The sequence below is a fragment of the Mycolicibacterium setense genome (genome assembly GCF_000805385.1).
GTDB lineage: Bacteria > Actinomycetota > Actinomycetes > Mycobacteriales > Mycobacteriaceae > Mycobacterium > Mycobacterium setense.
In genome coordinates this window covers 313865-339392 of the sequence record NZ_JTJW01000008.1, presented here as the reverse complement: position 1 = coordinate 339392, position 25528 = coordinate 313865, and the positions used below count along the sequence as shown (strand labels likewise).

Genomic DNA, 25528 nt, shown 5'->3' with positions numbered 1-25528 from the left:
TCGATCAGCGGCTCGGGCGACGCTTCTCCAGGACCACCGCGGCGATCGGAATGCGCATCTGTTCCGGGTCCGCAGACAGACGCGCCGCGATGCCCGCGTGCAGGCGGTCATAGAACACCGCCAGCCGATCAGGGGCGCCGCCCAGCGCCGCACCCAGATCGGCGAACACGGTGAACCGGCAGAAGTCGGCCCAGCGGGTGCCGAAAGCTGTTGAGTTGCGGTCACTGCGGTAGGCGTTGAAGATGCGGTCCTCAGCGTCGAACAGCTCCACGTGCTGGATCTCCAGCCGCTCGAACCGCCCCGACGGGGCGAACGGTGCGGCGAAGTCCGCGGCATTCCGCCCAGCGATCGGCAGCGACATCCGGGCCACTTCGTCGGCGCCGACAACGCCGTCGGTGACCAGTTCGGCGAGCGTGCCGACCACCGACCGGAACAGCGGTCGATAACCGAAGTCGCCGTCGTCGTCGAGTGCGGTGGTCAACACCACCAGGCGACCGCCCGGATACAGCTCGCGACCACGGAAAGCGATGAACTCGTGCCAATCGTGGGCCGCCTGCCGGGCATAGGCACCACGCACCCGATCGTCGTGGCTGTAGGCAGCGACGACGTGGTCGGTGACCGGCATAGGCACCCGGCCCAACCGCACGGTCGACCAGGCCGACCAGCCCAGGTGCACGCTGTTCGACGGCAATATCTGGCCGTAGAACGACCGCCCGATCGCCGAACTGAACGTGGCGGAGTCCTTGTGACGATAGGACTGAGGGTCCTCCTCCAAGATCCGGAACATCGTGGAGAAGTCGTTGTCGGCGGTGTCGGTGTGTGTCACCAGAATCGAATGTTCGGGCCGGGTGCGCGCACGGAGGGCCGCAATCGCGGCATTGATGGGCTGCATCGAATTCTGTGCGGTACCCGCCCCGTAATCGGCGACGACGATGGGCAGAGGCGGGTCGGGGATTGGCACAGTCCGCGCAGCGAGTTCGAGAAGCTTGATCGCCGAACTCATTCCGGCGTCGTGCGGGCGGGGTGTGGTCAGGCGCTGCCCGGGCATGACTAGCCGCGCCGCCGCCGGCGCAGCAGCAGTCCGATGAGAAGACCCATGAGGAAGATGATGACCAAGATGAACCACATCGGCGACTCGACGGTCACCCACAGCACGTGCACACCCACTCGGTCCCGGTTCTGCGCGACGAAGATCGCGGCCAGGGCGACCAGGATCAGAGCCACCCAGTAGCGCAGCGCGAACCGCCGGACCGGGCCGGTGGACACGGCGGTGTCGGTCTCGTCGCGAGGCATACTCCGACGGTAGCCCGTGACCGGCCGGCCGTGACAAACTTCGGCCATGAACAGCCGTCGGTCTGCTCCGCGCATCGTGATCGTCACATCGATCTGCGCACTCGTCATCGGCGCTGTCGGCCTGTTCGTGACGTTGTTTCTCAACGCGTTCGTCTTCGACGAGTACGACGCCTACGGTGAGATTCCCATCCCTGGCAGCGCGGGGTTGGAGTTGCCGGCGGGCGAGGTGACCGTCAGCCTCCACACCTTGGTCACCGGATCCAGCGGCGGCCTGCCGGTGCCACCGCTGCGCCTGCACGTGTCGAGCCCCGAAGGGGCCGCCGACCCGGTGCTGACCGAAAGCATCGGCGGGACAACGACGGTGAACAACGACGCCCGGGTGCGGGTATGGATCATGCAGGTATCCAGTCCCGGTTCCTACGAGATAAGTGTCGACGGACAGGTCCAGGGCTACATCAACCCGAGGCTGGCCTTCGGGCACGGCAGTGAATATGGCTGGCTGTACTGGTTGTTCGGCGGACTGGTCGCACTCGGCGGGCTGGCGCTGACGGCGGGAATGGTGTGGTCGGCGCGGGAGGGCAAGCGGGCCAGGCCCGTCGCGGTAACGGGCCCCACGTCGTGGCCGTCAGTGCATGCGGTGCCCATCGGAGACCAGCCCATCGGCAACCTGTCCACCAGCTATCTGCCCACCGACCAGGCGATCCGCATCGAACAAATCAAAACGATTGCTGCCCTGCGTGACAGCGGTGCTCTCACCGAGGCGGAGTTCGAGGCGGAGAAGCGCCGGATCCTGGACAGCTGAGGGCGACCACTACGCCGCCTGCGTTGCCAATTCCGATCGTCGAAACGATCCGACCGGAACGAACCGTTCCAGTAGCGCGTCGGCAGGCTCGCCCGCGAAGTCGGTGATCAGCGCTTTGGCAGCGGCCGGCGAGATGAGTGATTCCACCGGCCGTGGATCATCGAGCAAACCATACAGTTTCGAGGCGAACCTGGAGCTGCCCTGGGCAGCGGCGAAAAACAGGTCGCCGTATTCGGCCAACTCGGGATCGGACAGGAACAGCCGGGTGACCAGTTGCGCGGACCGTGCACGGTCCGCGTAGAAGTCGTCGAATGTGCCACGTAGCCAAGCCTCGTCGAAGCGGCCTTCATGAGTGGCCGCCTTACGGACCAGGGTGGCGGCATGGATCAACCCGCCCTGCGCGCCCTGGCCTGCGATCGGGTCGTACGACACCGCGGTATCGCCCAGGGCGGCCACCGGATGACCGCTCGCCGTACGGCCCACACCCGACCGAACCACTTGGGTGACTCCGCCTTTCAACCATGAGTGCGGGTCGTCGTCGAGGGGCCGCAGCGCGCTCACCTCGGGTAGGTCCCAATCGATGTAGTCGCGGTACAGCGCGGTGACGATGTCGAGTGCGGACTGCGCGCTGTCGGCAGCGGCGAAGCGGCGTTCCCACTCACTGCCGGGCCGGGCCCAGCCCAGAAACGTCCATGTTGGGCCGGCGTCCTTGTGCAGGTAGCCACCCAGCCACGACTCGCCCTGATCGGTGACGACGGTGAGCGCGTTATGGCGCCCGCCTGCGGCGCTGCGGTGGGCGAAAATGTCTGGACCGTACGGCAACCCGGACACCGTCACAGTCAGCAGGCTGCGTTGGGGACGATCGTAGGCCGAGCGTTCGGCATCGACCGGGAACAGTGAGGACAAGCCGCCACGGCCGGTGGCCACCAGCGTCAGATCGACCCCGGCGGCAATGGCATCCAGCCCTGCCGGATCGACAGCCTCGACCACGAACCGCCCACCTCGCTGACGGAACAGGGTCAGCCGGTCGTCGGCCTTGAGGCGGGTGTCGACGGCAACCCCGACAAACCCGTCGAAGTCGGCGTCGAATGCGATCGCCTCGGTGCGGTCCGGGCCGGAGCCGTCGAGTACCCGTACGCTCTCGCCGGTCGAGGTCGGGGCAGTGGCCAGGTACGTATTGAGCCCAAGGGACTCCTCGGCCCGCTGCGCCGCGCCGAAGATCAGGGCGGTGCCGGTGGCCGGAACGTCGTCACGCAGGCTGCGCTGATCCCGATCGCTGTAGACCGTGACGTCAAACCCGTTGTCCAGCAGCCCGAGAGCCGCGGTCACACCTGTCTGACCGGCGCCGATGACCGCCGCGGTGCGTCCACTCCAAGTCGTCATGGCAGTGACTATCGGCCCACTACGCCACCCGCGACAGGGACTGGCTCAACGTGATCGCAAAGTCCCGCAAAGCCCTAGGTGTGGTGTTCCATGAGGTTGGTGACACGCGCGTCGGCTCCGGGACCACATCGCCTGTCGATGCAAACGCTTCGGAATGCCATGCAGCCAGGATGACCGCAGCGGCAGCGGTCGGTTGTTGTTGGGGTTGCTCGGCGTGACCTGCGAGGAGGTCGTCATTGCTGCGACAAAGTATCGTGCACGGTCGGCGGGCGCTCTCATGAGCATCTAGGACTTTCCGAAGCCGCGCAGGATGCCTTGGATGCGGCTGTTGAGTTCGGTGGCGTCGGCGAACATGGGCAGGTTGCGGGCGAAGCCGTTGAAGACACCGTCGAGGAACGTCAGGGTGACGAACGTTTGGTGTTCAAGCGCCACCGGGTCCGACGCGGCGGCGGGATCGGCAGCGATGACCGCTTTGGCTCGGGTGTAGAACTCCCAGCCAATCGCCTTGACCCGCTCGTCCAAGTCGGGGTCTCTGACGGCATGGAATGTCAACTCGACTCGTGCCTTGTTCAGGAGTGCACCTGAGCCCTCGGCGTAGAGCATCACCAGGTGAGCCAGTCCCAGCGTGCCCGGGCGCCCGGACCCCGATCCAGTGCCCTCGGTCCAGGCGATCATGTCGCACAGGTAGCGATCTGCGACGCGGTCGAAGACCGCACGCAGTAAGGCATCACGGGTACGAAAATATCCCGACGTGGTGCCCTCGGCGAGGCCAATCTGCTTGTCGACGGCGCGGTGTGTCAGTGCGCGAATCCCGCCGCCGGCGATGAGTTCGATGGCGGCGTCACACAATTCGCGACGGCGCCGGACGGGATCATATTGACGTCGGGCAACGATGGGATGGAGTGTATACAACTCCTCGGTCGACGAACGCGTCGCGCACCAACCTTTTCTATTTTCGTAGTGAATCTACTACTTACGTAGTAAAGTCCGCTTTCGTGTTTGCCAGAGTCGGTCGGCGGTGGGGTAACCGCGACACAGTCGCCGGCCGCGCGCATGGGAGCAGAACGGCACCGACATCCGGCTGCCTGGATCCGCGGGACTACCGGCTGTTCGTGTGGGTGATGGTGACGGTGATGTTGCTGTCCGGTGCTGGGCCGGCGTCGGCCGACGTGCCCCCCGGTTTCAACATGGCCACCGATGTGTGGCCGACGGCCGTGGCTCCGGCGACATGCCGCCCGAACGATCGGATCGAAACCGGGCTGCAGGGCGAGGTCACCACGGAGGATCGGCGATCCGGGCGCAGCACACAGGGCTACAACTGCAACATCGACCTGGTGGGCCAATTACAGGGCCAGGGCGCAAGTTTCGTCAGCGCCTCCTACAAGAACTGTGCCTACATCGCCTCTACGAGGAACAACGGACTTGGGGTGCGGGTCATTGACGTCTCCGACCCGGCCCATCCGAAGCTGACGGCGATCCTCAACGATGCAGCGATGTTCGACGGCACCTGGGAGTCGTTGAAGGTTCACGCTGGGCGGGGCTTGCTCGCGGGAACCGGCGCCGGTTTCGGCCTCGGTGTCGGCTACATCGCGCTCTATGACATCGCCGGTGATTGCGCCCATCCCCGGTTGCTCAACACCGAACGGGGATCACTCCCCGGGATGCGGATTCCGATGCTCACCCACGAGGGCAATTTCTCCCCCGACGGCAACACGTACTGGGCCACCGGGCAATTGTGGGCCAGCGCCGTCGATGTGAGTGACCCAAGTAGTCCCAATGTGGTGTGGAGCGCGCCGGCCGGGTTTGCAGCCCATGGCGTGGATTTCACCCCGGACGGCGACACGTTGTTCATGTCGACCATCAACGGCATCAACGTGCTCGACTCCACCGCTGTGCAGGATCGGGCGGCTGCGGGAACGATGCACCAGCTGCTCCCCATGCGCAGTGACGTGCACTGGGCTGACGGGCTGGCCAACCAGCACAGCATCTATGTCACCTACCACGGTGTGCCGCACCTGTTCAACGTGCAGGAGGCGGGATCGGGTGGGGTGCGACTCTTCGACGCTTCCGACTTGTCCAACTTGACGTTGCGCAACAACATCAAACTGGAAATTGACCTGCCCACGCATCAGGATCGCGCATTCACCAGCGCCTCCAACAACGGATTCTTTTCCTACGATCCGCACTACTGCTCGGTCGACAGGCGCGATGACCCGCAGGCCCTGGCCTGTGGTTGGCAACAGTCCGGCGTCCGGGTCTTCGACGTGCGCAACCCCGACGATATTCCCGAGATTGCGTACTACAACCCACCCGCCGCAGTAGGGCGCGAGGCCGATCTCACCAACTCCACCCACATCGCATTCACCCGCCTGGCAGGGGCCCAGCCCATCCTCTCGGCACTCTTTCCCGTCGCGCGAGCGATCCTCGATGGGGACATCCAGGGTCCCGACGCCCAGATTGACGGTCGACGGTTCCGCGGCGGAGCCGACCTGACCGCAGACTGGTGCATGTCACCACCGGAATTCCGCGGCAACCTGCTCTACGTCACCTGCTCCGACAACGGATTTCAGGTGCTACGCCTGGACCCGTCGATCTATCCGCCCACATGAGCCGCACCCGCTGGCTCGTCACCAGGATCGGTGTGCTGCTGGTCATCCCCACCGTCGTCGCAATCGTCGTGATGCACCACAACAGCGCTCCCGCAACCAAACCCATGCTCTCGCCAGTCGATATCGGCTTCGCCCAAGACATGTCCGTGCATCACCAACAAGCGGTGACGCTGGCCGACATGCTCGACCCCGCCGTCGATCACGACGTACGAGCGCTCGCCGATCAGATCCGGACCAAACAGATCTACGAAATCGGCCAGTTGGCCGGTTGGTTGCAGGCCGCCGACGCCCCGCCAGTCGCCGCCCATTCGATGGCCTGGATGAGCGCGTCAGGCGGAGACAGCGACAGTGCCTCCCGCCACGGCGGGCACGCGCAGACGATGGCGATGCCGGGCATGCAGTCCGACGTGATGCTCATGCCCGGGATGGCCTCGCAGGCCGACCTCGTTCGATTGCAGCGTTTGAAGGGGCCAGACAACGAGATCCTGTTCCTTCAGTTGATGTTCCGCCACCACCAGGGCGGCATCGACATGGCGATGTACGCGTTCAATCACACGACGACACGGTTCGTCCGGCAAGCAGCGCTAGCGATGGCGCGCGACCAAGGCGAAGAGTGCGCTCTCATGACATCGATCATGTCGCGAATCAACGCATCACCACTGACCTATCCATGACTCAATCACGTCCAGCAGTGCCGATGATCATCACTAACCCGACGAACCGGCGCGGCGATGAACTGCACCACCGCGGAGGAAGGGGGACCTCGACATGGAGATCACCAACGCACCGCTGAGCTCGGGTCGCACCGGCACCGGTTGGGCAGGATGGGGCTCGTATCCACCTGCACTTGTCATCCGTCTGATGGCCGTGATGACCTTGACGATGCCGGCGGCGGCGATCGCTCCGGTCGCGTACGCCGACAACTTCCGCATGAACAACGGTGTGGTGGCCCATATCTATGCACTGCAGCAACTTTCGGGTTGTCCGACAGAGTTGCGGGTCAACCCACAGTTGCGCCAGGCCGCACAATGGCACACCCTCGACCTACTGAACAACCCGGCCCTCCACGGCGACGCCGGCTCAGACGGCAGCACCCCACAAGACCGTACGGTGGCGGCTGGGTACCAGGGGGAGGTCGCCGAGACGGTGTCCATCAACCCTGCCTCCATGGCAAATTCAGCCTTGGCAGCCAACGGCATCGACATCATCAGTCAATGGCAATCGAACCCGGCCTACCTCGCCATCATGACCAACTGCGCCAACACCCAGATCGGCGTGTGGTCAGAAAACAGTCTCGACCGCATGATCATCGTGGCCGTCTACGGGCCTGGCGGCCAGTGATCACCATAACGCTCACCCATGGCAGGTGGATACATCAAGGCAGTCCTTGGGCACTTCCGTTTCGCCGCTCTTTCCTCGCGGCTCATCGTCAGTGCCCGCGCGCCACCCACTCGTCGTAATGCACAATCTCGTCACCGATGGTGGTGGTGTCACCGTGGCCGGTATAGACCACCGTCTCACCGGGTAGCAGGCCCAGCCGCTTGGAGATCGAGTCCAGGATCGTCGGGAAGTCCGAGAATGACCGGCCGGTGGCTCCGGGGCCGCCCTGGAACAGGGTGTCGCCGGAGATGACGGCGTTGAGTTCGGGGACGGACCAGCAGACCGATCCGGGGGAGTGGCCGGGGGTGTGCAGCGCGTGCAACTCGATGCCACCGGCCCGCAGCACCTGGCCGTCTTCGACGGTGTGGAAGTCGTTGTCCGGGTGGACCACCCGCCACAGCATCTCGTCGGCCGGGTGCAGCAGCACCGGTGCGTCCAGGGCCTTGGCGAGTTCGGGGGCGACGGTGATGTGGTCGTTGTGGCCGTGGGTGCAGACCACCGCGACCACGTTGCGCCCGCCCACCGCCTCGATGATCGGGGCAGCGGTGTGGGCGGCGTCGAACACCACGACGTCCCCACTTTTCGGGTCATCCCCGACGATCCAGATGTTGTTGTCCACGTCCCAGCTGCCGCCGTCGAGTTCGAAGGTGCCGCTGGTAACTACACGGGTGATGCCGCGCTGTCCGCTCATTTCTTCAACACCACCACGGATCGCAGCACCTCACCGGCATGCATCTTGTGGAACGCGTCCTCGATCGCGTCCAGGCCGATGCGCTCGGAGACGAACTTCTCCAGCGGCAGCCGGCCCTGCAGGTACAGGGAGATCAGGGTGGGGAAGTCACGCTCGGGCAGGCAGTCGCCGTACCAGGAGGACTTCAAAGACCCACCGCGGGAGAAGAAGTCGACCAGCGGCATCTCCAGGGTCATGTCAGGCGTGGGCACACCGACGAGCACCACGGTGCCGGCCAGATCGCGCGCATAGAACGCCTGTTTCCAGGTCTCGGGGCGTCCGACCGCGTCGATCACCACGTCGGCGCCGAAGCCGTCGGTCAGGTCCTGGATGGTCTCGACGGGGTCGAGTTCGCGGGCGTTGATGGTGTGGGTCGCGCCGAAGTCGCGGGCCCAGTTCAGCTTCGTGTTGTCGGTGTCGACGGCGATGATCTTCTTGGCACCGACCAGCGCGGCACCGGCGATCGCGGCATCCCCGACGCCGCCGCAGCCGATCACCGCAACGGTGTCGTCGCGGGTGACCGCACCGGTGTTGATCGCCGCCCCGATGCCGGCCATCACCCCGCAGCCCAGCAGCCCGGCCACCGCCGGGTCGGCCGCGGAATCGACCTTGGTGCACTGACCTTCGTGGACCAGGGTCTTGTCGGCGAAGGCGCCGATGCCCAGGGCCGGGGTCAACTCGGTGCCGTCGGTCAGGGTCATCTTCTGGGCCGCGTTGTGGGTGTCGAAGCACAGATGCGGGCGCCCACGCTTGCAGGCGCGGCACTGTCCGCACACCGCGCGCCAGTTCAAGATGACGAAGTCGCCGGGCTCGACGTTGGTGACGCCGTTGCCGACGGCCTCCACGGTGCCCGCGGCCTCGTGGCCCAGCAGGAACGGGTATTCGTCGTTGATGCCGCCTTCGCGGTAGGTCAGGTCGGTGTGGCACACCCCGCAGGCGATGATGTCGACCACCACCTCACCGGGACCCGGATCGGGAATGACGATGTCGACCAACTCGACGGGCTGCTTCTTACTCCGGGAGATCACACCACGCACTGTCTGAGGCATGCCTATAACTTAATGCAAACCGGACAGGTGTCCAATTAGTGGCGCCATCTGGTCGTCCGAGAATCCGGCCCGGCTGCGCACTGTCGCGTTACCGTGGGTTGTGGCCGATGATCGAACTGAACTGCTGGTGGTAGCCCGTACGGCGTACCGGCGAAACGACTGGCACACCAGCTACGAATCCTTCAGCCGGGTCGATGGACTGCAGACCCTCGACACCGATGATCTCGCCGTATTCGCCTCGGCGGCCTGGCGTCAGGGGCACGGCCGCGAATCCGTACGGATCAACGAACGCGTGCACACCCGCCTGCTGCGCACGGACCCGGTGCAGGCGGCGATGAAGGCTGCCGAACTCGGCTTGGCCTGGCTGGCCCGAGGGCATCTGGCGCTGGCGCGCAGCTGGGCACAGCGAGCGCGGATACTGCTCGACGGCGTGCCGGAGACCGCCGCACACGGCTATTTGGCCTACCTGATCGCGGTGACGGCGGCCGACGCCGGCGAACGCGATCAATTCAGCGCCGCGACAACACAATTGGTCGCCATCGCGAAGAACCTGGATGATCCTGCCCTGGCCACACTGGCGCGGGCGCTCACCGGCATGGCCGATGCTGGCGCGGGCGAGGCCGCCGGCTACCAGGCCCTCGATCAGGTGCTGTTGCCGGTGCTCGGCGAGCCGGTGCCGATGGAATGGGCGGCTGACGTGTACCGACGGGCGTTGAGCCTGGCGCATCGACAGCACGCCGACAACCGTGTCGAGTCGTGGACGGAATCGATGCAACGGTGGTGTGACGCTACCGAACCGGAATCGACGCAGTCGGCGTACCGCGCTCTCTGCGACGTGCATCGGTTGTCAGTGGTCAATGCCGCCGATCCTCAGGATTTGGTCCGCCGGGTGGTCGGTTTGCGCCGCCTGGTCTCCGATGTGGATGCCGTGGCTGCGGGCATGGTCGAGGAATTGCTTTCCCGGGGTGTGGGGCGGACCGGATAGATTTTGCGGGTGATCAGAGCTGGCGCGAAGAACAGCGCGAAGAACAGACGGTCCTGATGGTTCTCGACGTTCTCGACACCTGGCCGGTCGACTCGGTCGCTGCTGCCGTCGTCGGCCCCTCCGGGGTGTTGGCCAGCCATGGCGATACGAGCAAACCGTTCACCCTGGCATCGGTGACCAAACCGCTCGTGGCGCGGGCCGCGCAGATCGCGATCGAGGAGGGCGCCGTCGAGCTGGACGCGCCGGCCGGACCGCCCGGTTCGACGATCCGCCATCTGCTGGCGCACGCGTCGGGTGTATCCATGCGGTCGGCCGAGGTGCTGGCCCGTCCTGGGCAGCGTCGCATCTATTCGAATTACGGGTTCGAACTGCTGGCCCGCGCGATCGAGGACGCGGCCGGCATCGAGTTCGGCGCCTACCTGACCGAGGCGGTGTTCGAGCCGCTGCAGATGTCCGCGTCGACGTTGTTGGGCGGAGCGGAGGCTGCCGGGTACGGCGGTGTGGCCACCGTTGCCGACCTGGGCTTCTTCGCCAGGGAGTTGTTGCGACCGGCGCTGGTGTCACAGCAACTGCACGACGACGCGGTCGCGGTGCAGTTTCCCGGGCTGGACGGGGTGCTGCCGGGGTTCGGTGTGCAACGGCCCAATGACTGGGGGCTGGGGTTCGAGATCCGCGACGGCAAAACTCCGCACTGGACCGGCTCGGCAAACTCGCCGCGGACGTTCGGTCATTTCGGCCAGTCGGGGACATTCGTGTGGGTCGATCCGGTCGCTGACCTGGCGTTGGTGGTGCTCACCGACCGCGACTTCGGGGACTGGACGTACCCGCTGTGGCCCGCGGTATCTGACGGAGTCCTGAGAGAAAACGGGACACACTAGCGCAACACACGCCTCACAAGGCACAATAGACACGCGCGGCACACACAACTGCATGCTCGATCGGAATCACCAGGCCGTTGGGGAAGACGTCCCTCGTGATCCGAAGGAGAAGCAAATGCGTGCGTCGAACCAGTTCGCCGACGCGGCGACGGGCGTGGTGTATGTCCATGCCTCACCCGCGGCGGTATGCCCGCATGTTGAGTGGGCGTTGTCGTCGACCCTGTCGGCGCGGGCGAACCTGAAGTGGACACCGCAACCGGCCATGCCCGGCCAGTTGCGCGCGGTGACCAACTGGGTTGGGCCCGTCGGCACCGGGGCGCAGTTGGCCAATGCCCTGCGCTCCTGGTCAGTGCTGCGCTTCGAGGTGACCGAGGACCCGAGCGCGGGTGTGGACGGACACCGCTGGTGCCACACCCCTCAGCTTGGTCTGTGGAGTGGTGCGATGAGTGCCAACGGCGATGTGATGGTCGGCGAGATGCGACTGCGCTCTCTGATGGCCGGCGGCGCCGACATGCTGGCAGCTGAACTCGACACCGTGCTGGGGACCGCATGGGACGAGTCTCTCGAGCCATACCGCAACGGCGGTGACGGCGCCGAGGTGTCGTGGCTGAACCGGGGCGTGGGATAACTCGTCAGCTACGCGCCCAGAGGCAGTAGCCGCTGAGCTTCGTCGTGAACATGTGGTCGCTGATCTCAAAGGTCAGCGACTGGCCCGGTTCGGCGCTGAACGTCTCGGGCTCCGACGTCTCGCCGGCGCCCAAGACGTCGACAACCTCGACAGTGCACCGCGCTTCGGCGGTCTGTGGGACCCCCAACCAGGTACCGGCCCTGGCTTCCGGGTTCCGTCGGCCCTGTCCGTGCAGGATCAGTGTGGGCCCGGTGGTCAGCCAGCGGTCCGACGAGGGATAGGGGCCACCGAATGCCTGCCAGATGGCGCCGTCGCACATCAATAGGCGCCGATTGTTGCCGAGTTGGCCTGGATCGGCGGAGGTAAACGTTCCGGCAAGGCTTTTGGCGCACGCGGCATCCGGTTGTGGTGCCGACGTTTCCGGAGGCCCGGGCGGCACCGGTTCAGGATCGGCGTGCGCGCAGGCACTTGTGCTGAGTGCGACCGCGATGGCCGCCGCACCCAACGCAAGTGATCGGCACATCGTCTATACCGAGACCGTCTTCATCGTGGCCAGGTCGGTCTGCATCAACCGGACGTTGTAGTCACCCCAGTAGGACAGGTTGTAGTACAGATAGTGCGAATTATCCTGCACGACGTTGCCGTTGGCATCGACGGTGTTGAAGTAGTCGGTGCCCGACATCGGGTGGACCATGGGCGCATACATGCCGGTGTTGGTGGTCAGGTTGTTGTTCACCAGGGTCGTGGTGTCCGACCATTCACCCTGCGGTGAATCCGACACCCGCATCACCACGTTGTTACCGCCATCGGTGTAGAGCACGACGTACTTGCCCAGATACTCGTTGTACTGCACCGACATTTCGCTGACATTGCCTCCGGTGGGCAGGCCGCCGACCCAGATGCCATTGGCGATCTTGGTGAACAAGCCGAATGTGAAGAAGTCCGCGACTCGGTACACCGTCGGCAGGAAATCGGTTCTGCTGGAACCGAACACCGGAACCGCCGCCGATGGGTCACCGCTCACCCACTGCCCCGCACCGCTCGAATCTTCACCGGCCCAGTACTCGTAGGCCTCCAGATTCATGATCTGGTCCTTCTCCACCCGGGCCACGTACGCCGAACCCTGCCTGCCCGACGGGGTTCCGTACACGTAGACGTAGGGATCGGTCGGATCATCCGACATCACCAGAGCGTTCTGCTGGAAGTGCTCGTCGCCCGGTACGTAGGGCTTACTCGAGCGGAACCAGCCCGATGAACGCACCGTCTCGGGGTCGACGGTCCAGGTCTTCCCGCCGTCGTCGGAGTAGGCGATACCGGAGTAGTTGGTGGTCCAGCTACCGGGGTTATCCCACGTACGGATCGACATCACGGTGGCGTACTGCGTGTAACCGCCGTCGATATCGGGGTTTTCGATCGCGATCGCCGAGGTCGGAATCATCGTGTATGTGGTGCCGAACAGTCCGTTGAGGCCGCCCGGATCGTAGATGATCTGTGCCGCACCCGCCGGATCGCCACCGGTGCCGTACCAGGTCGGAGTGCCGGGCACGCCCGGTTTGGCGCCAGCGTGGATCAGCGCATCGCTGAACTGGAGACCGTCGCTCAGGTCGGAATCGACGGTGCGGAACAACACGTTGTTGCGCCAGTCACCTGCCATGCCCGGCTCACTGTAGGTATCGCCGAACAGCGTGTAGATGATCGGCTTGCCGGTCTCGGGATCGGTGTAGCCGCTGTTCCACATGATGCCCAGGTCGGTGCCCGCCACGTACCAGTGGTCGGTGAAGCCAGGCCCGGTGACCCACCCCAGCTTCTCCGTGTAGTTGGCCAGCGACGCCGGGACTTGAGGCTTGGGCGTCAGATCATCGGTCTGCACAGCCGCAGTGGGGCTGACGGCGGCCATCGGCTGGATCTCGCCCTCGGCGACCACCGAGGCGGCATCCTTGGCCGAGGTGATGCGGGAACTCAGTGGACTGATCGACCGCTCGAATTCCTTTCGCGTCCAGGCCATCATGGCCCAGAGTGCGGGGGACTGGGCGGGCGCCACCGGGCTGGTGCCGGCGCCGAACGGTGCCAGACCGGCGACGCTCAGCAGTGCCGAAACCACCGGCGGTGCGGCGATCTTGGGCGCGGCGGGCTCAGGAATGGACGCCGGCACCGCAGGCGCCGTCGTCGTCCCCCGCGAGGCGGCCGGGGCGTCGGATGAGGTGGTACCACGCCGCGGTGTCGAGGCGACGTCGAGGCTGCGCTCGGTCACTTTCTCGGCGACCTCTCGCAGCCGTACCACCACCGCGCGGGGCTGTTGTGCGCCCTTCAGAGCGGGCGCAGTGGTCGCGGACTCCGGGATGATCTTGGTGGTATCGGCATTGTCTGCGGTGTCCGATTTTTCGCCGGTGCCGAGCACACCGGTGATCGTGCGCTGAGACTTGCTCCGTGCCTTGGTCGTCGGCTTGCTCGACGACGTGCGCGTGGAGTCCAGCCGGCCCTGCGCGCGCTTGATCGCATCGCCGACGTCGTCCAGGCTGGCGGAGACCTCCTGCCGTACCCGCTCGCCGATCTTCGACAAGGCGCCCGACGGCGCAGTGTCGGTGGGCTTCTTGACGTCCGAAGGTTTGCCAGGCTTCTTCTTCGGGCCCGAGCTCGAGGTGGCGCCCTCGGAGGTGCCGGCACTGGGTTTGCCGGAATCGCCGGATCCGCCTTCGGCCCACGCGATTCCGGTCCCCGAGGTCAATGCCGTTCCGATGCCGAGAGCAACGGCCAGTGCGCCGACGCGGCCGATGTATTTGGTCGATTCCATGAAGCTCCGTACCAGTCCACTCACTCAAAAACCCCGGCCCAAGCGCAACGTACCGTGTGCCGTTCGCGGCGTCGGGCAAACACGCCGATTCGCAGAGGTGCGGGCGTGAATCGCGCTGTCTCGCCTCACCTGGTCCGGTAGTGGGCCGGTTCGGGTTCGGCCAGCATCCGGGTGAGGGTGCCCCTGTCGAAGGGCCACAGATCGATGGTGCCGGCGTCGGTGAAGTACCAGGAATTGCAGCCGGTGTTCCACACCGTCGGGCCGAGGCCGTCGGCGACCGCGGCGTTGAACTCGTCGGTGGCCTGCTCGGTCACCTCGACCTCGGAGAGCTCTCCGTTCTCGAAGTGCTTGAGCCAGTTCACGATATAGCGGGCGGTGAGTTCGGCCGAATACTGCAGCGGGATCGACCCCGTGGGCGAGTTCGGTCCCAGCACGGTGAACAGGTTCGGGAACCCGGGGATCGCCGTCATGCGGTACGCGCGTGGCCCGTTGATCCACGCTTGGTCGATTGTGATGCCGTCGCGGCCCACCACCGTCATGGGGCGCATGTAGTTGTGCGCCTGAAATCCGGTGGCCAGTACCACCACATCGGCATCGTGGTGGTTACCGTCGGCAGTGCGGATTCCCGTGGCGGTGAACTCCCGGATGGGAGCGTCGACCAGGCTGGCGTTGGGCCGTTTGATGGCACGGTAATACGAGCCCGAGATCACCTGCCGTTTGCACAGCGGCTCGTAGTCCGGGGTGAGTTTCGCGCGGAGTGCGGGGTCGCGAACCTGGGCGGCAAGGCTGAACCTGGCATAGGACTGCACCAGCCGGCGCCGCCACGACGGCGTCGTCACGACATCGGCGAGGATCTGGGACGCCCACTGCAGGCGCCGGTAGAGGACGTCATGCCACTGCGGCCGCCGGCTCAGTGCCTTGGCGAGGAGCGAGGACTGGCGCAGGAACATCGGTGCCCACAGGATCCACTGGGGTGAACGCGCGAAGTGCACGAGCGTGCGGGCTTTCGGTTGGAGGGCCGAGACCACCTGGACACCAGTGGATCCCGTACCGATCACGGCGATGCGCCTGCCGTCGGTCACCAATTCCGGATCCCACCGCGCGGTGTGCACGATCTGCCCTGCGAAGTTGTCCATGCCGGGGATCTCGGGTATCGACGGGTGATGCAGCACACCGGTGGCACAGATGACGAAATCGGCCGTCAGCGTGTCGCCGTCGCCGGTGGTCAGCGTCCACGATGTCGTGGCGCTGTCGTAACGAGCCTCGGTCACCTCGGTGTTGCACCGCAGATGCGCGTCGAGACCGAACCGTTCGACGACGTCGCGATGGTAGCGCTGGATGTCGTCCCCGCCGGCCCAGATGTGGCTCCAGTCAGGTTTGGGTGCGAACGAGAACTGGTAGATCTGTGACGGAACGTCGCAGGTGAGCCCGGGATAGCGATTCCAGTGCCAGACGCCGCCGACGTCTGAACCCTTTTCCAGCATCGTGAAATTGGTGAATCCGGCTTGTTTGAGCGTATAGGCGGTGGCGATGCCGGCCATCCCGGCACCGATGACGACGATACGGACCTCGCGCATTACCGGGCCTGGCCGGAATCGGGCTGTGCGGCACGATCGTTCGACTGGCGGTCGAGGCGCTGCAGGTATGCCGACCGGGCCTGCTCGTCGAGGGCGCTCAGCGCGCGGCGGTCGTCGATCCTGTCTCGGACGGCGCGTTGCAGCGCTTCGGGGACGAGGGCGTCGACGAGTGCCCACCCGGGAGCGACCCAACCCGGGACGGACGTGCGGGCAGCGCGGGTGCGGACGGTCTTGAGGATTGCCCGCGCGACGTCATCGGGATCGACGGTGGGAAGGCCGTTTCCGAGCGGCACACCGGAGGTGAGCTCGGTGCGGACCGCCGATGGCAACACGGCCGACACCGTGACCCCTGTTGCCGCGTACTCACGACGCGCCGCGAGCGAGGCGCCCAGGGCGGCGTACTTGCTGGCGTTGTAGGTCACCATGCCCGGGATCGGGATCATCCCCGCCATCGACGCCACATTGACGATGTGACCGCGTCCGCGGGCCAGCATCGACGGGACAACGGCGCGCATACCGTTCAGGACCCCGCGCACGTTGACGTCGAGGGTCAGGTCAGTGGTGGCCTCCGGCTCGGCGTCGAACGCACCGAGAGGCATGACGCCGGCGTTGTTGACCAGGATGTCGATGCGGCCTGATTCAGCGATGGCGTCCGCGACGAAGCGGTCCCACGACGTCCGCTGCGTGACATCGAGGTATGCCGCCCTGCAGCGCGGGATAGCCGCTGCCGTCGTGGCAGCTACGTCGGCGTCGATGTCGCCGATCCGTACCGTGGCACCACGGGCGGAAAAGAGGTCAGCGGTCTTGGCGCCGATGCCCCGCGCACCGCCGGTGATGACCACCACCGCCCCGTCGACCGATCCTTGCGACCTTGAAAACCGCACGTCATGCCTCCCTGAAGTCGTGGCCCCACGCTTCGAATACTGACGGTATCTGAATACTTTGAGTTAATTCAATACCCGGGTTCCACTGCGATCTATCATCAGCGGATGCCGCGGCTGACCAGGGCTCAACGCCAGGAACAGACGCGGGCCGAACTCCTGGAGGCCGCCAAACAGCGGTTTCTGCGCCACGGGTACGCGGCTACCAGCCTCGAAGACATCGCCGACGACGCCGGCTTTTCAAAGGGCGCCGTGTACTCCAACTTCGGCAGTAAGCCCAATCTGTGCCGCGACGTCCTCGAGCTGATCCATCGCGAGAAGTTCGCCGAGATGGCCGCGCTCGCGATCTCCGATGCGGAACTGGAAAGCCGGGTGGCGGCATTGAGTGCGTGGCTCGAGCGTACAGCGGGCGACGTCGGCTGGACCATGCTCGAACTGGAATTCGCGGTGCTGTCACGGAACAATCCCGAGCTCGCCCAGATGATCACCGCATTGCGCAACGAGGCCGCGCAGATGGTCCTCGACGTGCTGCAGTCGATGTCGGCCGAACTCGGCCTCACCGAAGCGCAATTGGCGGACAAGGAAGTGACAGCGAGCTTGGAAGACCTCGGTAACCTGCTGCTCAGTGCCGGGATCGGCCTCGGCATCCAGCGGGCCATCGACCCCTCGGTGCCTGCGCGACCGTTCACCGACGCCTTCGGGCACCTCGTGAAACTGCTTGCCGCACTTGGCGAGACCGAGCGACCCGTCGGCTGAAACCGCCGGCGATACCTGAACAGATGCCCGAGCAACCGAAGGAGTAGTGATGGCATCACCGCCCACCGCACTGTCGACACGACGCCCCAGCCGCAGGTCCCGTGCGTGCTACGCCATCGCCCACCGAACCATCCTCGCCCAGGTGCGCAGATCGGTTGCCTACCAAGGAGATCGATCAGCCGAGGACCGCCTCACCGCGATCGGCCGCCGCATCAACGCGCTCGCGCGACTCCAGCGCCTGCGCCCGCGGCGGGGCCTGCAGGTCAGCCGGGTCACGCTCGGCCGGGTCACCCTCGAGACCATCCGCACCGCCGAATCGGCTCACCGCCCGCTGGCCGACGGTGCCATCCTCTACCTGCACGGTGGGGGATTCATCCTCGGTGGCTTCGACACCCACTCGCACGTCGTGGTCGCGCTTGCCCGCCGGACCAAACTTCCCGTGGTGCACGTCGAGTACCGACAGCATCCCGACGTGACGGTCGACGAGTCCGTCGCGGACTGCCTCCGCGCCTACCGATGGCTGCTGGATCAGGGTGCGGACGCGGCCAACACAGTCGTGGCGGGCGACTCTGCGGGTGGGTTCCTCGCCTTCGCAACCGTTCTCGCCGCTCAGGCGCAAGGAGTCGAGGCGCCTGCCGGCGTCATCGGCATCAGTCCGCTGCTCGAACTCGACGGCGATCGCCGGGCCGGACATCGCAACTTCGCCGCAGACCGGATGGGAATCGGACTTGCCCTGCCGATGATCGTCGAGTGTGTCGGCCCCAAGAACTCGGACCCCCACGCCTTGTCACCGGTCAACGGAGTACTCACCGATTTTCCGCCGAGCCTGATCATCGCGGCGGAATCCGAGGCGCTGTGCTGCGATGCCGAACGCATGCACGAGGTGCTGACCGATGCGGGCCGGTCATGCACACTCAAGGTCTGGCCCGGCCAGCTCCACGCGTTTCCGGCCTTCCTGCCCTTCCTCCCGGAGAGCCGTGAGGCCCAGGACTGCATTGTCGAATTCGCTCAGGGCTGCCTGGGCACGAGCAACCGCAGTGCCTCTGGCACCGCGGACACTGTCACCGGCAGCGGGAGCGCGAAGTCCCCGTCGGCGTAGGCATTGATGCCCGGACATTCGACGTGCACTGTCCTGGCGCGTTTGGTGGTCACCTCGTCGAGATCGACGTGGGTGCCCTTGAAAACGGTGGGGAACAGGCGAATCAGCCTGGTCCGAGATGCCGACGTGATCATCGTGACGTCGAGCAGGCCGTCCGAATGGTCGGCGCCGGGGCAGATCAGCATGCCGCCGCCGTAGCTGCGGGTGTTGCCGAATGCCGCCAGGGTGAGGTCGGTGCGGATCTCCGGACCGTCGTCGAACGTGAGCCGGAACGGCAGCAGCCGTAGCTTCGAGATCTCGGCGAGCATCGCGACGTTGTAGCGCATCCGGCCGTGTGGCCACCGCATCCGGTTGGTCCGATCGCTGACCAGCGAATCGAATCCGGCGGCCATCACGGTGCCGAACCACTTGACCGCGCCGGAGGTGTCCAGGATGCGGCCGAGGTCGACCGTCTCGGTGTGGCCATCGGCGACAATGTCCGCGGCGGCCTCGGGATCACCTGTGGGAAGCCGGTATTCGCGGGCATGGTCGTTGCCCGTCCCGGCGGGCACGATGCCCAACGGTACGTCGCCCGTGGCCAGGGCCTGCAGGGCCAGCGAGATGACGCCGTCGCCGCCGACCACCACGAGTGCGTCGGTGCCGCGGTCGAGTGCATCGTCGACCAGGCGGCGGGCATGCGCGGCATCGGTCCCGACGATCGCGCAGACGTCGATACCGCGTCGCTGGAGCTGAACGACAGCCCGCTCGGCCGCATGCGGTGCGTTGCCATGCCCCGACATGGGATTGGTCAGGACCGTGACCTGGTTCACGGAATCAGCTTGCCCGGGTTGAGGATTCCGGCCGGGTCCAGCGTGGCCTTGACGGCCCGCAGTACCGCGACACCGAGGTCACCGACCTCGTCACGCATCCACGGGCGGTGATCGGCGCCGACCGCATGGTGGTGGGTGATGGTGCCGCCGCCGCGCACCATCGCCGCGGAAGCGGCCTTCTTGGCAGCCTGCCACTGCTCGATCGGATTGCCGCGCTGGGCCGCCACGACCGTGAAGTACAACGAGGCGCCGGTGGGGTACACATGCGAAATGTGGCACATCACCAGGGCCGGCGTGCCGGATTCGGCCAGCGCGGTGGTCAGCGCCTCGGTGACGGCTGCCTTGAGCGCGGCCAGGTTGGACCATGTGGTGGCGGTCTCCAGTGTTTCGCACAGGGCACCGGCGGCCAACAGCGAATCGCGGAGGTACGGGGCATTGAACCGGCCGTGTTCCCAGGCCAGCGCGGGCGCATCGCCCAACGTGGTGCCGCCGTGAGCTTCGAGGACGGCCCGGGTTTCGGCGTGGCGGCTCTCAGTGTGCGCCGCGGTGCCCTCGAAGAGGGTGATGGCCAGGCAGCCGCCGGTGATGCTCTGCCCGCCAATGCTTTCCGTGGTGGCCAGATTCACTCCGGTCTCGGCTTCGTCGGACAGGCGGAGCACCGTCGGACCGGTTCCGGTCTGAGTGACGGCCCGCAGGGCCTCGGCGCCGGTGGCGAAGTCCGGGAAGGACCAGGCCTCGTAGCGTGTGGTCTCGGGTACCGGATGCACGCGTACCCGAACCCGGGTGATGATGCCGAACACCCCTTCCGAGCCGAGGAGCAGCTGACGCAGATCCGGGCCGGCCGCCGAGGCCGGCGCCCGCCCGAGGTCCAGCGGGCCGGCCGGAGTGACGGCCCGCAGGCCGCGGACCATGTCGTCGAAGCGACCATATCCGGCAGAATCCTGTCCTGAGGACCGGGTCGCGGCGAACCCGCCGATGGTGGCGAACTGGAAGCTCTGCGGAAAGTGCCCCAGCGAGAAGCCATGTGCGCCGAGCAATGCCTCGGCCTGTGGTCCGGTCACGCCCGCGCCGAGCTCGGCCTCACCGGCTGCCTCGTCGAGGCTGTGCAGTTCATCGAACCGGCGCAGATCCAGCGCGACGACGGCAGCGAAGTCCCCGCGCAGCGGATCCAGGCCACCCACGACACTCGTCCCGCCGCCGAACGGAACGACGGCGATTCGGTGCTCGCCGCAGTGGGCCAGGATTGCCGCCACCTCCTCTTCGGTGTGCGGAAGCAGCACCGCGTCGGGTGCGTCCTGAACCCCTGAAGCGTTGCGGCGCAGCAGGTCCGGTGTGGACTTCCCGCCGGCATGCAACAGCCGTGACATGGTGTCGGTACCGCAATACTGTGCGCCGATGATCGCGGCGAGGGCGTTCCGATCGTTCTCGGACAGTGCCGAGGGGCGCAACTGCACCTGTTCGGGCGTCACCTCTTCGGCTGTCGCGGCCTCGACGCCGAGGGCCTGCTGCAGCAGGGTGCGGATTCCGTCGGACAGTGGCTTGGCGGCCTGCGGATCACCCCACGCATTCCACTTCATCGGAGGCAGAAACTGTTCAGCCGGCTGAGTCATGCGTTACAGTATTACACATGATGTCAGTCAGTAACGAGCGATCGCTGAGCGACCAGATCTTGGACGCCGCCGCCAGCTGCGTGCTGGCGTTCGGTGTGGACCGGGTGACCCTGGCCGAGATCGCCCGGCGGGCCGGGGTCAGCCGACCGACCGTGTACCGCCGTTTCCCCGACACCCAGTCGATCCTGGCTGCGCTGCTCACCGCACGGGTCGTGGGTGTGCTGGACGAGACCGGCGGCCATGGGCAGGGGCGTGCGGCACTGGTCGCCCGCATGGTGACCGTGGCCGGACGGCTTCGCCGCGACGAGGTGATCATGGCGGTGCTGCATTCCGCCCCCGAACTGGCGATGGTCTACATCGCCGAGCGGCTGGGCACCAGCCAGCAGATCCTGATCGACGCATTGGCCGGCGAGCTCAAGCTCGCCCAGGAGGTGGGCAAGAAGAACGACCGCGTCCGCCCCGGAGACCCGCGCCAGCTCGCCACCATGTGCCTGCTGATCACGCAGTCGGCGATCCAATCCGCACAGATGGTCGAGCCCATCCTCGACGCTGACGCGCTGGCCACGGAACTGTCGCACGCACTGAACGGATACCTCGACGCGTGACCGGCCCGACAGCGCTCAACCGCCGAAGACGCGCAACCGAACTGGCCGCTCTGGCCGACGGGGAACAGATCGACGTGATCGTCATCGGCGGCGGGATCACCGGTGCGGGCATCGCGCTGGACGCCGCCGCCCGGGGCCTGCAAGTGGCGCTGGTGGAGAAACACGATCTGGCTTTCGGGACCAGCCGGTGGAGTTCGAAACTGGTACACGGTGGTCTGCGCTACCTGGCCACCGGCAACGTCGGGATCGCCCGCCGCAGTGCGATCGAACGCGGAATCCTCATGACCCGCAACGCACCCCATCTCGTCAAGGCCATGCCGCAGCTGGTACCGCTGCTGCCATCGATGGGCCGCGCGTCGCGAGCGTTGGTGCGCACCGGATTCGTCGCCGGCGACGGCCTGCGCCGGCTCGCGGGCACCAGCGCGTCGACCCTGCCGCGCTCGAGCCGGGTGGATGCGCGTCGTGCCGTCGAACTGGCCCCGACCGTATGCACCGAGGGCCTCGACGGGGCCTACCTGGCCTACGACGGCCAGCTCATCGATGACGCCCGGCTGGTGACCGCGGTCGCCCGCACCGCCGCGCAGCACGGGGCCCGCATCCTGACCCGGGTCTCCGCCGGCGCCGCCGGCGCCACCTCGGTGCGGCTGACCGACGAACTGACCGGGCACTCCTTCGACGCGAGGGCGCGCGTCGTCATCAACGCCGCCGGCGTGTGGGCCGGAGATCTGGACCCGGGGATCACGCTGCGGCCCAGCCGCGGCACGCATCTGGTGTTCGACGCCGCGGCGTTCGGCAATCCCACAGCGGCGCTGACCATTCCGATACCGGGGGAACTGAACCGATTTGTCTTCGCGATGCCCGAGCAGCTCGGCCGGGTCTACCTCGGGCTGACCGACGAGGACGCCCCGGGGCCGATTCCCGATGTGCCGCAACCGACTCCGGGTGAGACCGCGTTCCTGCTCGACACCGTCAACACCGCGCTCGCCACCGACCTGACCACTGCGGACGTACAGGGGGCATACGCCGGGTTGCGGCCCCTGATCGACACAGGGGAGGGCAGCACGGCAGATATCTCCCGCGAGCACGCGGTGGTCGAGTCTGCGAGCGGAGCGATCAGCGTCATCGGTGGAAAGCTCACCGAATACCGGTACATGGCCCAGGACGTGCTGGACCGGGCGCTGGCCCTGCGCGGGCTGTCCGCTACGAGCTGCCGCACCGCCAACCTGCCTCTCGTCGGCGCCCCGGCGAACCCGGTGTCCACGTTGCGATCTGAGCATGCCCTGCCTTCCTCGCTGGTGGCGCGGTACGGGGCCGAGGCGCCGAATGTGATTGCCCGGTCCCGGTGTGCGCGCCCCACCGACCCGGTGGCCGAGGGCGTCGACGTCATCCGCGCCGAGTTCGAGTACGCGGTCACTCACGAAGGCGCCCTGTCCGCAGAGGACATCCTCGATCGGCGTACCCGCATCGGGCTCGTGAGTGGCGACCGGGATCTCGCGAGTGCGGCGGCCGCCGAGATGCTCGCCGAATTCGGGGAAGTCGAGTAGTCCACTACGCATGGCGTCGCCCGTCGCCGCGAGCACACTTGACCCTTGAGGCGCAATCGTGTGCGGCGAGGGAGCTCGATCATGGCGAAGCGACTGGTGGTGTGCTGCGACGGCACGTGGAACACACCTGATCAGACAGCAAACGGTAAGCCCGCGCCGACCAACGTGGCGAAAGTGGCGATGGCGCTGGCTTCTCACGACGATGAAGGGCGAGAGCAGCGCCTGTTCTACCACCGGGGTGTGGGCACCACCAGATCGGACCGTCTGCTCGGAGGGGCCTTCGGTGCCGGTCTGTTCCGCGATGTGTGCGAGACCTATCGATTCGTCGTCCAGAATTACCAGCCCGGCGACGAGTTGTTCTTCTTCGGATTCAGCCGCGGGGCGTACACCGCCCGCAGCACCGCGGGCCTCATCCGCAACTCGGGAGTGCTGCATCGCGACAATTCTGATCAGATCCAGCAGGCGTACGCCCTGTACCGAGCCAGAAACATGGACACCAATCCGCGCAGCGTGGCGGCGGCGCTGTTCCGGAAGATGTACTCCTGTGAACCCGAGATTCGGTTCATCGGCGTCTGGGATACCGTTGGTGCCCTCGGGATTCCGTCAGTCGGGGGGTGGCTGGCCCGTCGGTTCAACAAGCGGTACGAGTTTCACGACACCACTCTGAGTTCCAGGGTCGGGGAGGCTTACCAGGCACTCGCGATCGACGAGCGGCGCGGTCCGTTCGTCCCGACCATCTGGTCCCAGTCGAACATGGCTCCGGCCACACAGCGTCTCGAACAGGTGTGGTTCGCCGGAGCGCACTCTGATGTGGGCGGCGGCAACGGGAACCATGGACTCAGCGACATCGCGCTGTGCTGGATGCTGGAGAAGGCCCGCGGCGCGGGCCTGGCGTTCGTCGACACAGCGTTCCAGCCCGGCGTGTTCCCCGGTGATGCGACAACAGTCGAGGACATTGTCGATGAATACACCCGCATCAACCCCAATCCCGCTCAGCAGCCGGAGAAATCGCGCAAGGGCATCTACCGCTTCCTGCCGCCGCACTCGCGCGAGGGTGGGAGAGGCGGCAACGAGTACATCGCCTCGACCGTCGACCGGCAGCAGCGCTCACGTGGCTGGTGGAAGGCGCCGGTACCCGACAACGATCCCGAGCGCAGGATCGTGCCGGTCAAACTGGCCGAGGATCTGACCCGGGTCGGTTAGACGTGCGCCAGAACCTGGTCCCGCACGGGCGAATTGGTGTGGCGTTGCCACATCGCCTGAGCGCCCACCAGCAGTGGTGGTTCCAGGTCGGTGACCATCACGCGGCCACCCATGGCCGGCCCGGGCGCACTGGTGACGAATGCGACGGCATCGGTGGTGAGCGGGGCGGCGACCGTAGCGGCACCCTGGACACGGCTGACCACGTAATCGGGTTCGAAACCGGCACGTCGGCACGCACCCATGAGAAAGTCGCTGTAGTAGGACGCGCCCGGAGGAGCCCACAGCGCGATGCGCTCCCCGGTGAGCTCGTGAATGTCGACAGTGGGACGGCCCGCCAGTCGGTGTTCGCGTGGCACCGCCAGCCGCACCCGGTCGTAACCCACGATGGCCGTTGCCAATTCGTTGGTGGGGACTATCCCGCGGCGTAGGCCGAGGTGCACCGAGCCGTCGAGCACCGCGCTGATGAGCTGATCGGGATAGAGCTGACGGAAGGTGAAGGACGTATCGGGAAATGCGGCGATGGCCGGTTCGATACGGGCATAGGCTTCGCTGCCGCTGAGGGCCGGAGTATGCCCGACGACAAAGACCTCAGCGGCGCCCCTGGCGGTGTGTTCCACCCGTTCGGCGACCGTATGTGCCGCTGCCAGCAGCGTTCGCCCCTCGGCCAGAAGCAGCTCGCCGGCCGAGGTGAGTGTCAGGCGACGCCCTTGGCGGCGGAACAGCGAGGCGTTGAGCTCCTTCTCGAGTTGCTGCATGGAGCTGCTGAGGGCCTGCTGGCTAACGTGCAGCTCGGTCGCCGCCGCCGTCACGCTGCCTGCCTCTCCGATCGCGATGAATTGGCGCAGACGGCGTAGATCGGGGATGTTCGAGGTCACGGGTCAACCCTATGCACAAGGACAGCTTGTGGAAACCTCGG

25 protein-coding genes are annotated in these 25528 nt (G+C 66.3%); 12 read left to right on the top strand and 13 right to left on the bottom strand.

Annotated features, from left to right (window positions below; all coding sequences use genetic code 11):
- Positions 1-4: 4 nt before the first annotated feature.
- Entirely contained in the window at positions 5-1048 is a 1044-nt protein-coding gene (locus tag QQ25_RS19990; RefSeq protein ID WP_052235932.1) for a class I SAM-dependent methyltransferase, read from the bottom strand.
- A gap of 2 nt (positions 1049-1050) precedes the next feature.
- Complete coding sequence (locus QQ25_RS19985; RefSeq protein ID WP_039321859.1) at positions 1051-1293, bottom strand: LPXTG cell wall anchor domain-containing protein; 243 nt, start codon at positions 1291-1293, stop codon at positions 1051-1053.
- A gap of 46 nt (positions 1294-1339) precedes the next feature.
- Between QQ25_RS19985 and QQ25_RS19980 the strand changes: the two genes are divergently transcribed.
- Positions 1340-2095 (top strand): SHOCT domain-containing protein, encoded by a 756-nt coding sequence (locus tag QQ25_RS19980; protein WP_039380615.1) that lies wholly within the window; start codon positions 1340-1342, stop codon positions 2093-2095.
- 9 nt (positions 2096-2104) lie between these two features.
- Here QQ25_RS19980 and QQ25_RS19975 read toward each other — a convergent pair whose 3' ends face one another.
- Both QQ25_RS19975 and QQ25_RS19970 read right to left on the bottom strand, forming a co-directional pair.
- Positions 2105-3478 (bottom strand): styrene monooxygenase/indole monooxygenase family protein, encoded by a 1374-nt coding sequence (locus QQ25_RS19975; RefSeq protein ID WP_039380613.1) that lies wholly within the window; start codon positions 3476-3478, stop codon positions 2105-2107.
- A 285-nt stretch (positions 3479-3763) separates the two neighbouring features.
- A complete protein-coding gene (locus QQ25_RS19970; protein WP_052235931.1) occupies positions 3764-4327 on the bottom strand; it encodes a TetR/AcrR family transcriptional regulator in 564 nt (187 codons plus the stop codon).
- A gap of 146 nt (positions 4328-4473) precedes the next feature.
- Here QQ25_RS19970 and QQ25_RS19965 point away from each other — a divergent pair, with 146 nt between their 5' ends.
- From QQ25_RS19965 to QQ25_RS19955, 3 genes are all read left to right on the top strand, one after another.
- On the top strand, positions 4474-6087 hold the full coding sequence (locus QQ25_RS19965) for an LVIVD repeat-containing protein (RefSeq protein WP_234711944.1): 1614 nt from the start codon (positions 4474-4476) through the stop codon (positions 6085-6087).
- 32 nt (positions 6088-6119) lie between these two features.
- On the top strand, positions 6120-6761 hold the full coding sequence (locus QQ25_RS19960) for a DUF305 domain-containing protein (RefSeq protein WP_157847836.1): 642 nt from the start codon (positions 6120-6122) through the stop codon (positions 6759-6761).
- A gap of 94 nt (positions 6762-6855) precedes the next feature.
- Positions 6856-7428, top strand: a complete 573-nt coding sequence (locus QQ25_RS19955; RefSeq protein ID WP_411431677.1) for a CAP domain-containing protein — start codon at positions 6856-6858, stop codon at positions 7426-7428.
- A gap of 88 nt (positions 7429-7516) precedes the next feature.
- Here the strand turns inward: QQ25_RS19955 and QQ25_RS19950 are convergent, their stop codons facing one another.
- Positions 7517-8158 (bottom strand): MBL fold metallo-hydrolase, encoded by a 642-nt coding sequence (locus QQ25_RS19950; protein ID WP_039380611.1) that lies wholly within the window; start codon positions 8156-8158, stop codon positions 7517-7519.
- On the bottom strand, positions 8155-9246 hold the full coding sequence (locus QQ25_RS19945) for an S-(hydroxymethyl)mycothiol dehydrogenase (RefSeq protein WP_039380610.1): 1092 nt from the start codon (positions 9244-9246) through the stop codon (positions 8155-8157). The genes QQ25_RS19950 and QQ25_RS19945 overlap by 4 nt, the downstream gene beginning before the upstream one ends.
- A 100-nt stretch (positions 9247-9346) precedes the next feature.
- On the opposite strand from QQ25_RS19945, the gene QQ25_RS19940 reads away from it, so the two are divergent.
- The 3 genes from QQ25_RS19940 (at position 9347) to QQ25_RS19930 (ending at position 11737) form a co-directional block, all read left to right on the top strand.
- Positions 9347-10231: a chemotaxis protein CheY gene (locus QQ25_RS19940; RefSeq protein ID WP_234711943.1), complete on the top strand. Its 885-nt coding sequence runs from the start codon at positions 9347-9349 to the stop codon at positions 10229-10231.
- Between the two features lie 53 nt (positions 10232-10284).
- Positions 10285-11109 carry a serine hydrolase domain-containing protein gene (locus QQ25_RS19935; RefSeq protein ID WP_162627796.1) on the top strand — a complete coding sequence of 275 codons (825 nt, stop codon included), beginning with the start codon at positions 10285-10287 and terminating at the stop codon, positions 11107-11109.
- Positions 11110-11224: 115 nt separating this feature from the next.
- Positions 11225-11737 carry a DUF3145 domain-containing protein gene (locus QQ25_RS19930; RefSeq protein ID WP_029108676.1) on the top strand — a complete coding sequence of 171 codons (513 nt, stop codon included), beginning with the start codon at positions 11225-11227 and terminating at the stop codon, positions 11735-11737.
- Positions 11738-11741: 4 nt separating this feature from the next.
- Here the strand turns inward: QQ25_RS19930 and QQ25_RS19925 are convergent, their stop codons facing one another.
- The 4 genes from QQ25_RS19925 to QQ25_RS19910 all read right to left on the bottom strand — a co-directional run bounded on the left by QQ25_RS19925 (position 11742) and on the right by QQ25_RS19910 (position 16989).
- The gene (locus QQ25_RS19925) at positions 11742-12260 is read right to left on the bottom strand and encodes a hypothetical protein (RefSeq protein ID WP_039380604.1); all 519 of its coding nucleotides are present in this window, start codon (positions 12258-12260) and stop codon (positions 11742-11744) included.
- Positions 12261-12263: 3 nt separating this feature from the next.
- Positions 12264-14528, bottom strand: a complete 2265-nt coding sequence (locus tag QQ25_RS19920) for a glycoside hydrolase family 183 protein (RefSeq protein WP_039380602.1) — start codon at positions 14526-14528, stop codon at positions 12264-12266.
- Between the two features lie 125 nt (positions 14529-14653).
- On the bottom strand, positions 14654-16105 hold the full coding sequence (locus QQ25_RS19915; protein WP_039380600.1) for a flavin-containing monooxygenase: 1452 nt from the start codon (positions 16103-16105) through the stop codon (positions 14654-14656).
- Positions 16105-16989 carry an SDR family oxidoreductase gene (locus QQ25_RS19910; protein WP_052235929.1) on the bottom strand — a complete coding sequence of 295 codons (885 nt, stop codon included), beginning with the start codon at positions 16987-16989 and terminating at the stop codon, positions 16105-16107. The genes QQ25_RS19915 and QQ25_RS19910 overlap by 1 nt, the downstream gene beginning before the upstream one ends.
- Positions 16990-17094: 105 nt before the next feature.
- Here QQ25_RS19910 and QQ25_RS19905 point away from each other — a divergent pair, with 105 nt between their 5' ends.
- Positions 17095-17742 (top strand): TetR/AcrR family transcriptional regulator, encoded by a 648-nt coding sequence (locus QQ25_RS19905; RefSeq protein WP_039321834.1) that lies wholly within the window; start codon positions 17095-17097, stop codon positions 17740-17742.
- Positions 17743-17791: 49 nt separating this feature from the next.
- Positions 17792-18841 carry an alpha/beta hydrolase gene (locus tag QQ25_RS19900; protein ID WP_052235928.1) on the top strand — a complete coding sequence of 350 codons (1050 nt, stop codon included), beginning with the start codon at positions 17792-17794 and terminating at the stop codon, positions 18839-18841.
- Here QQ25_RS19900 and QQ25_RS19895 read toward each other — a convergent pair.
- Both QQ25_RS19895 and QQ25_RS19890 read right to left on the bottom strand, forming a co-directional pair.
- Positions 18751-19650, bottom strand: coding sequence for a diacylglycerol kinase (locus QQ25_RS19895; RefSeq protein ID WP_039380596.1), 900 nt, complete (start codon positions 19648-19650; stop codon positions 18751-18753). The genes QQ25_RS19900 and QQ25_RS19895 overlap by 91 nt on opposite strands.
- The gene (locus QQ25_RS19890; RefSeq protein ID WP_082017639.1) at positions 19647-21227 is read right to left on the bottom strand and encodes an FAD-binding oxidoreductase; all 1581 of its coding nucleotides are present in this window, start codon (positions 21225-21227) and stop codon (positions 19647-19649) included. The genes QQ25_RS19895 and QQ25_RS19890 overlap by 4 nt, the downstream gene beginning before the upstream one ends.
- 50 nt (positions 21228-21277) lie before the next feature.
- On the opposite strand from QQ25_RS19890, the gene QQ25_RS19885 reads away from it, so the two are divergent.
- From QQ25_RS19885 to QQ25_RS19875, 3 genes are all read left to right on the top strand, one after another.
- Positions 21278-21865, top strand: a complete 588-nt coding sequence (locus tag QQ25_RS19885) for a TetR/AcrR family transcriptional regulator (protein WP_039380593.1) — start codon at positions 21278-21280, stop codon at positions 21863-21865.
- Positions 21862-23409 (top strand): glycerol-3-phosphate dehydrogenase/oxidase, encoded by a 1548-nt coding sequence (locus tag QQ25_RS19880; protein WP_052235927.1) that lies wholly within the window; start codon positions 21862-21864, stop codon positions 23407-23409. The genes QQ25_RS19885 and QQ25_RS19880 overlap by 4 nt, the downstream gene beginning before the upstream one ends.
- 81 nt (positions 23410-23490) lie before the next feature.
- Positions 23491-24612: a T6SS phospholipase effector Tle1-like catalytic domain-containing protein gene (locus tag QQ25_RS19875; protein ID WP_052235926.1), complete on the top strand. Its 1122-nt coding sequence runs from the start codon at positions 23491-23493 to the stop codon at positions 24610-24612.
- Here QQ25_RS19875 and QQ25_RS19870 read toward each other — a convergent pair.
- Positions 24609-25487 carry a LysR family transcriptional regulator gene (locus tag QQ25_RS19870; protein ID WP_234706143.1) on the bottom strand — a complete coding sequence of 293 codons (879 nt, stop codon included), beginning with the start codon at positions 25485-25487 and terminating at the stop codon, positions 24609-24611. The two genes, QQ25_RS19875 and QQ25_RS19870, sit on opposite strands and share 4 nt — an antisense overlap.
- Between the last annotated feature and the right edge of the window lie 41 nt (positions 25488-25528).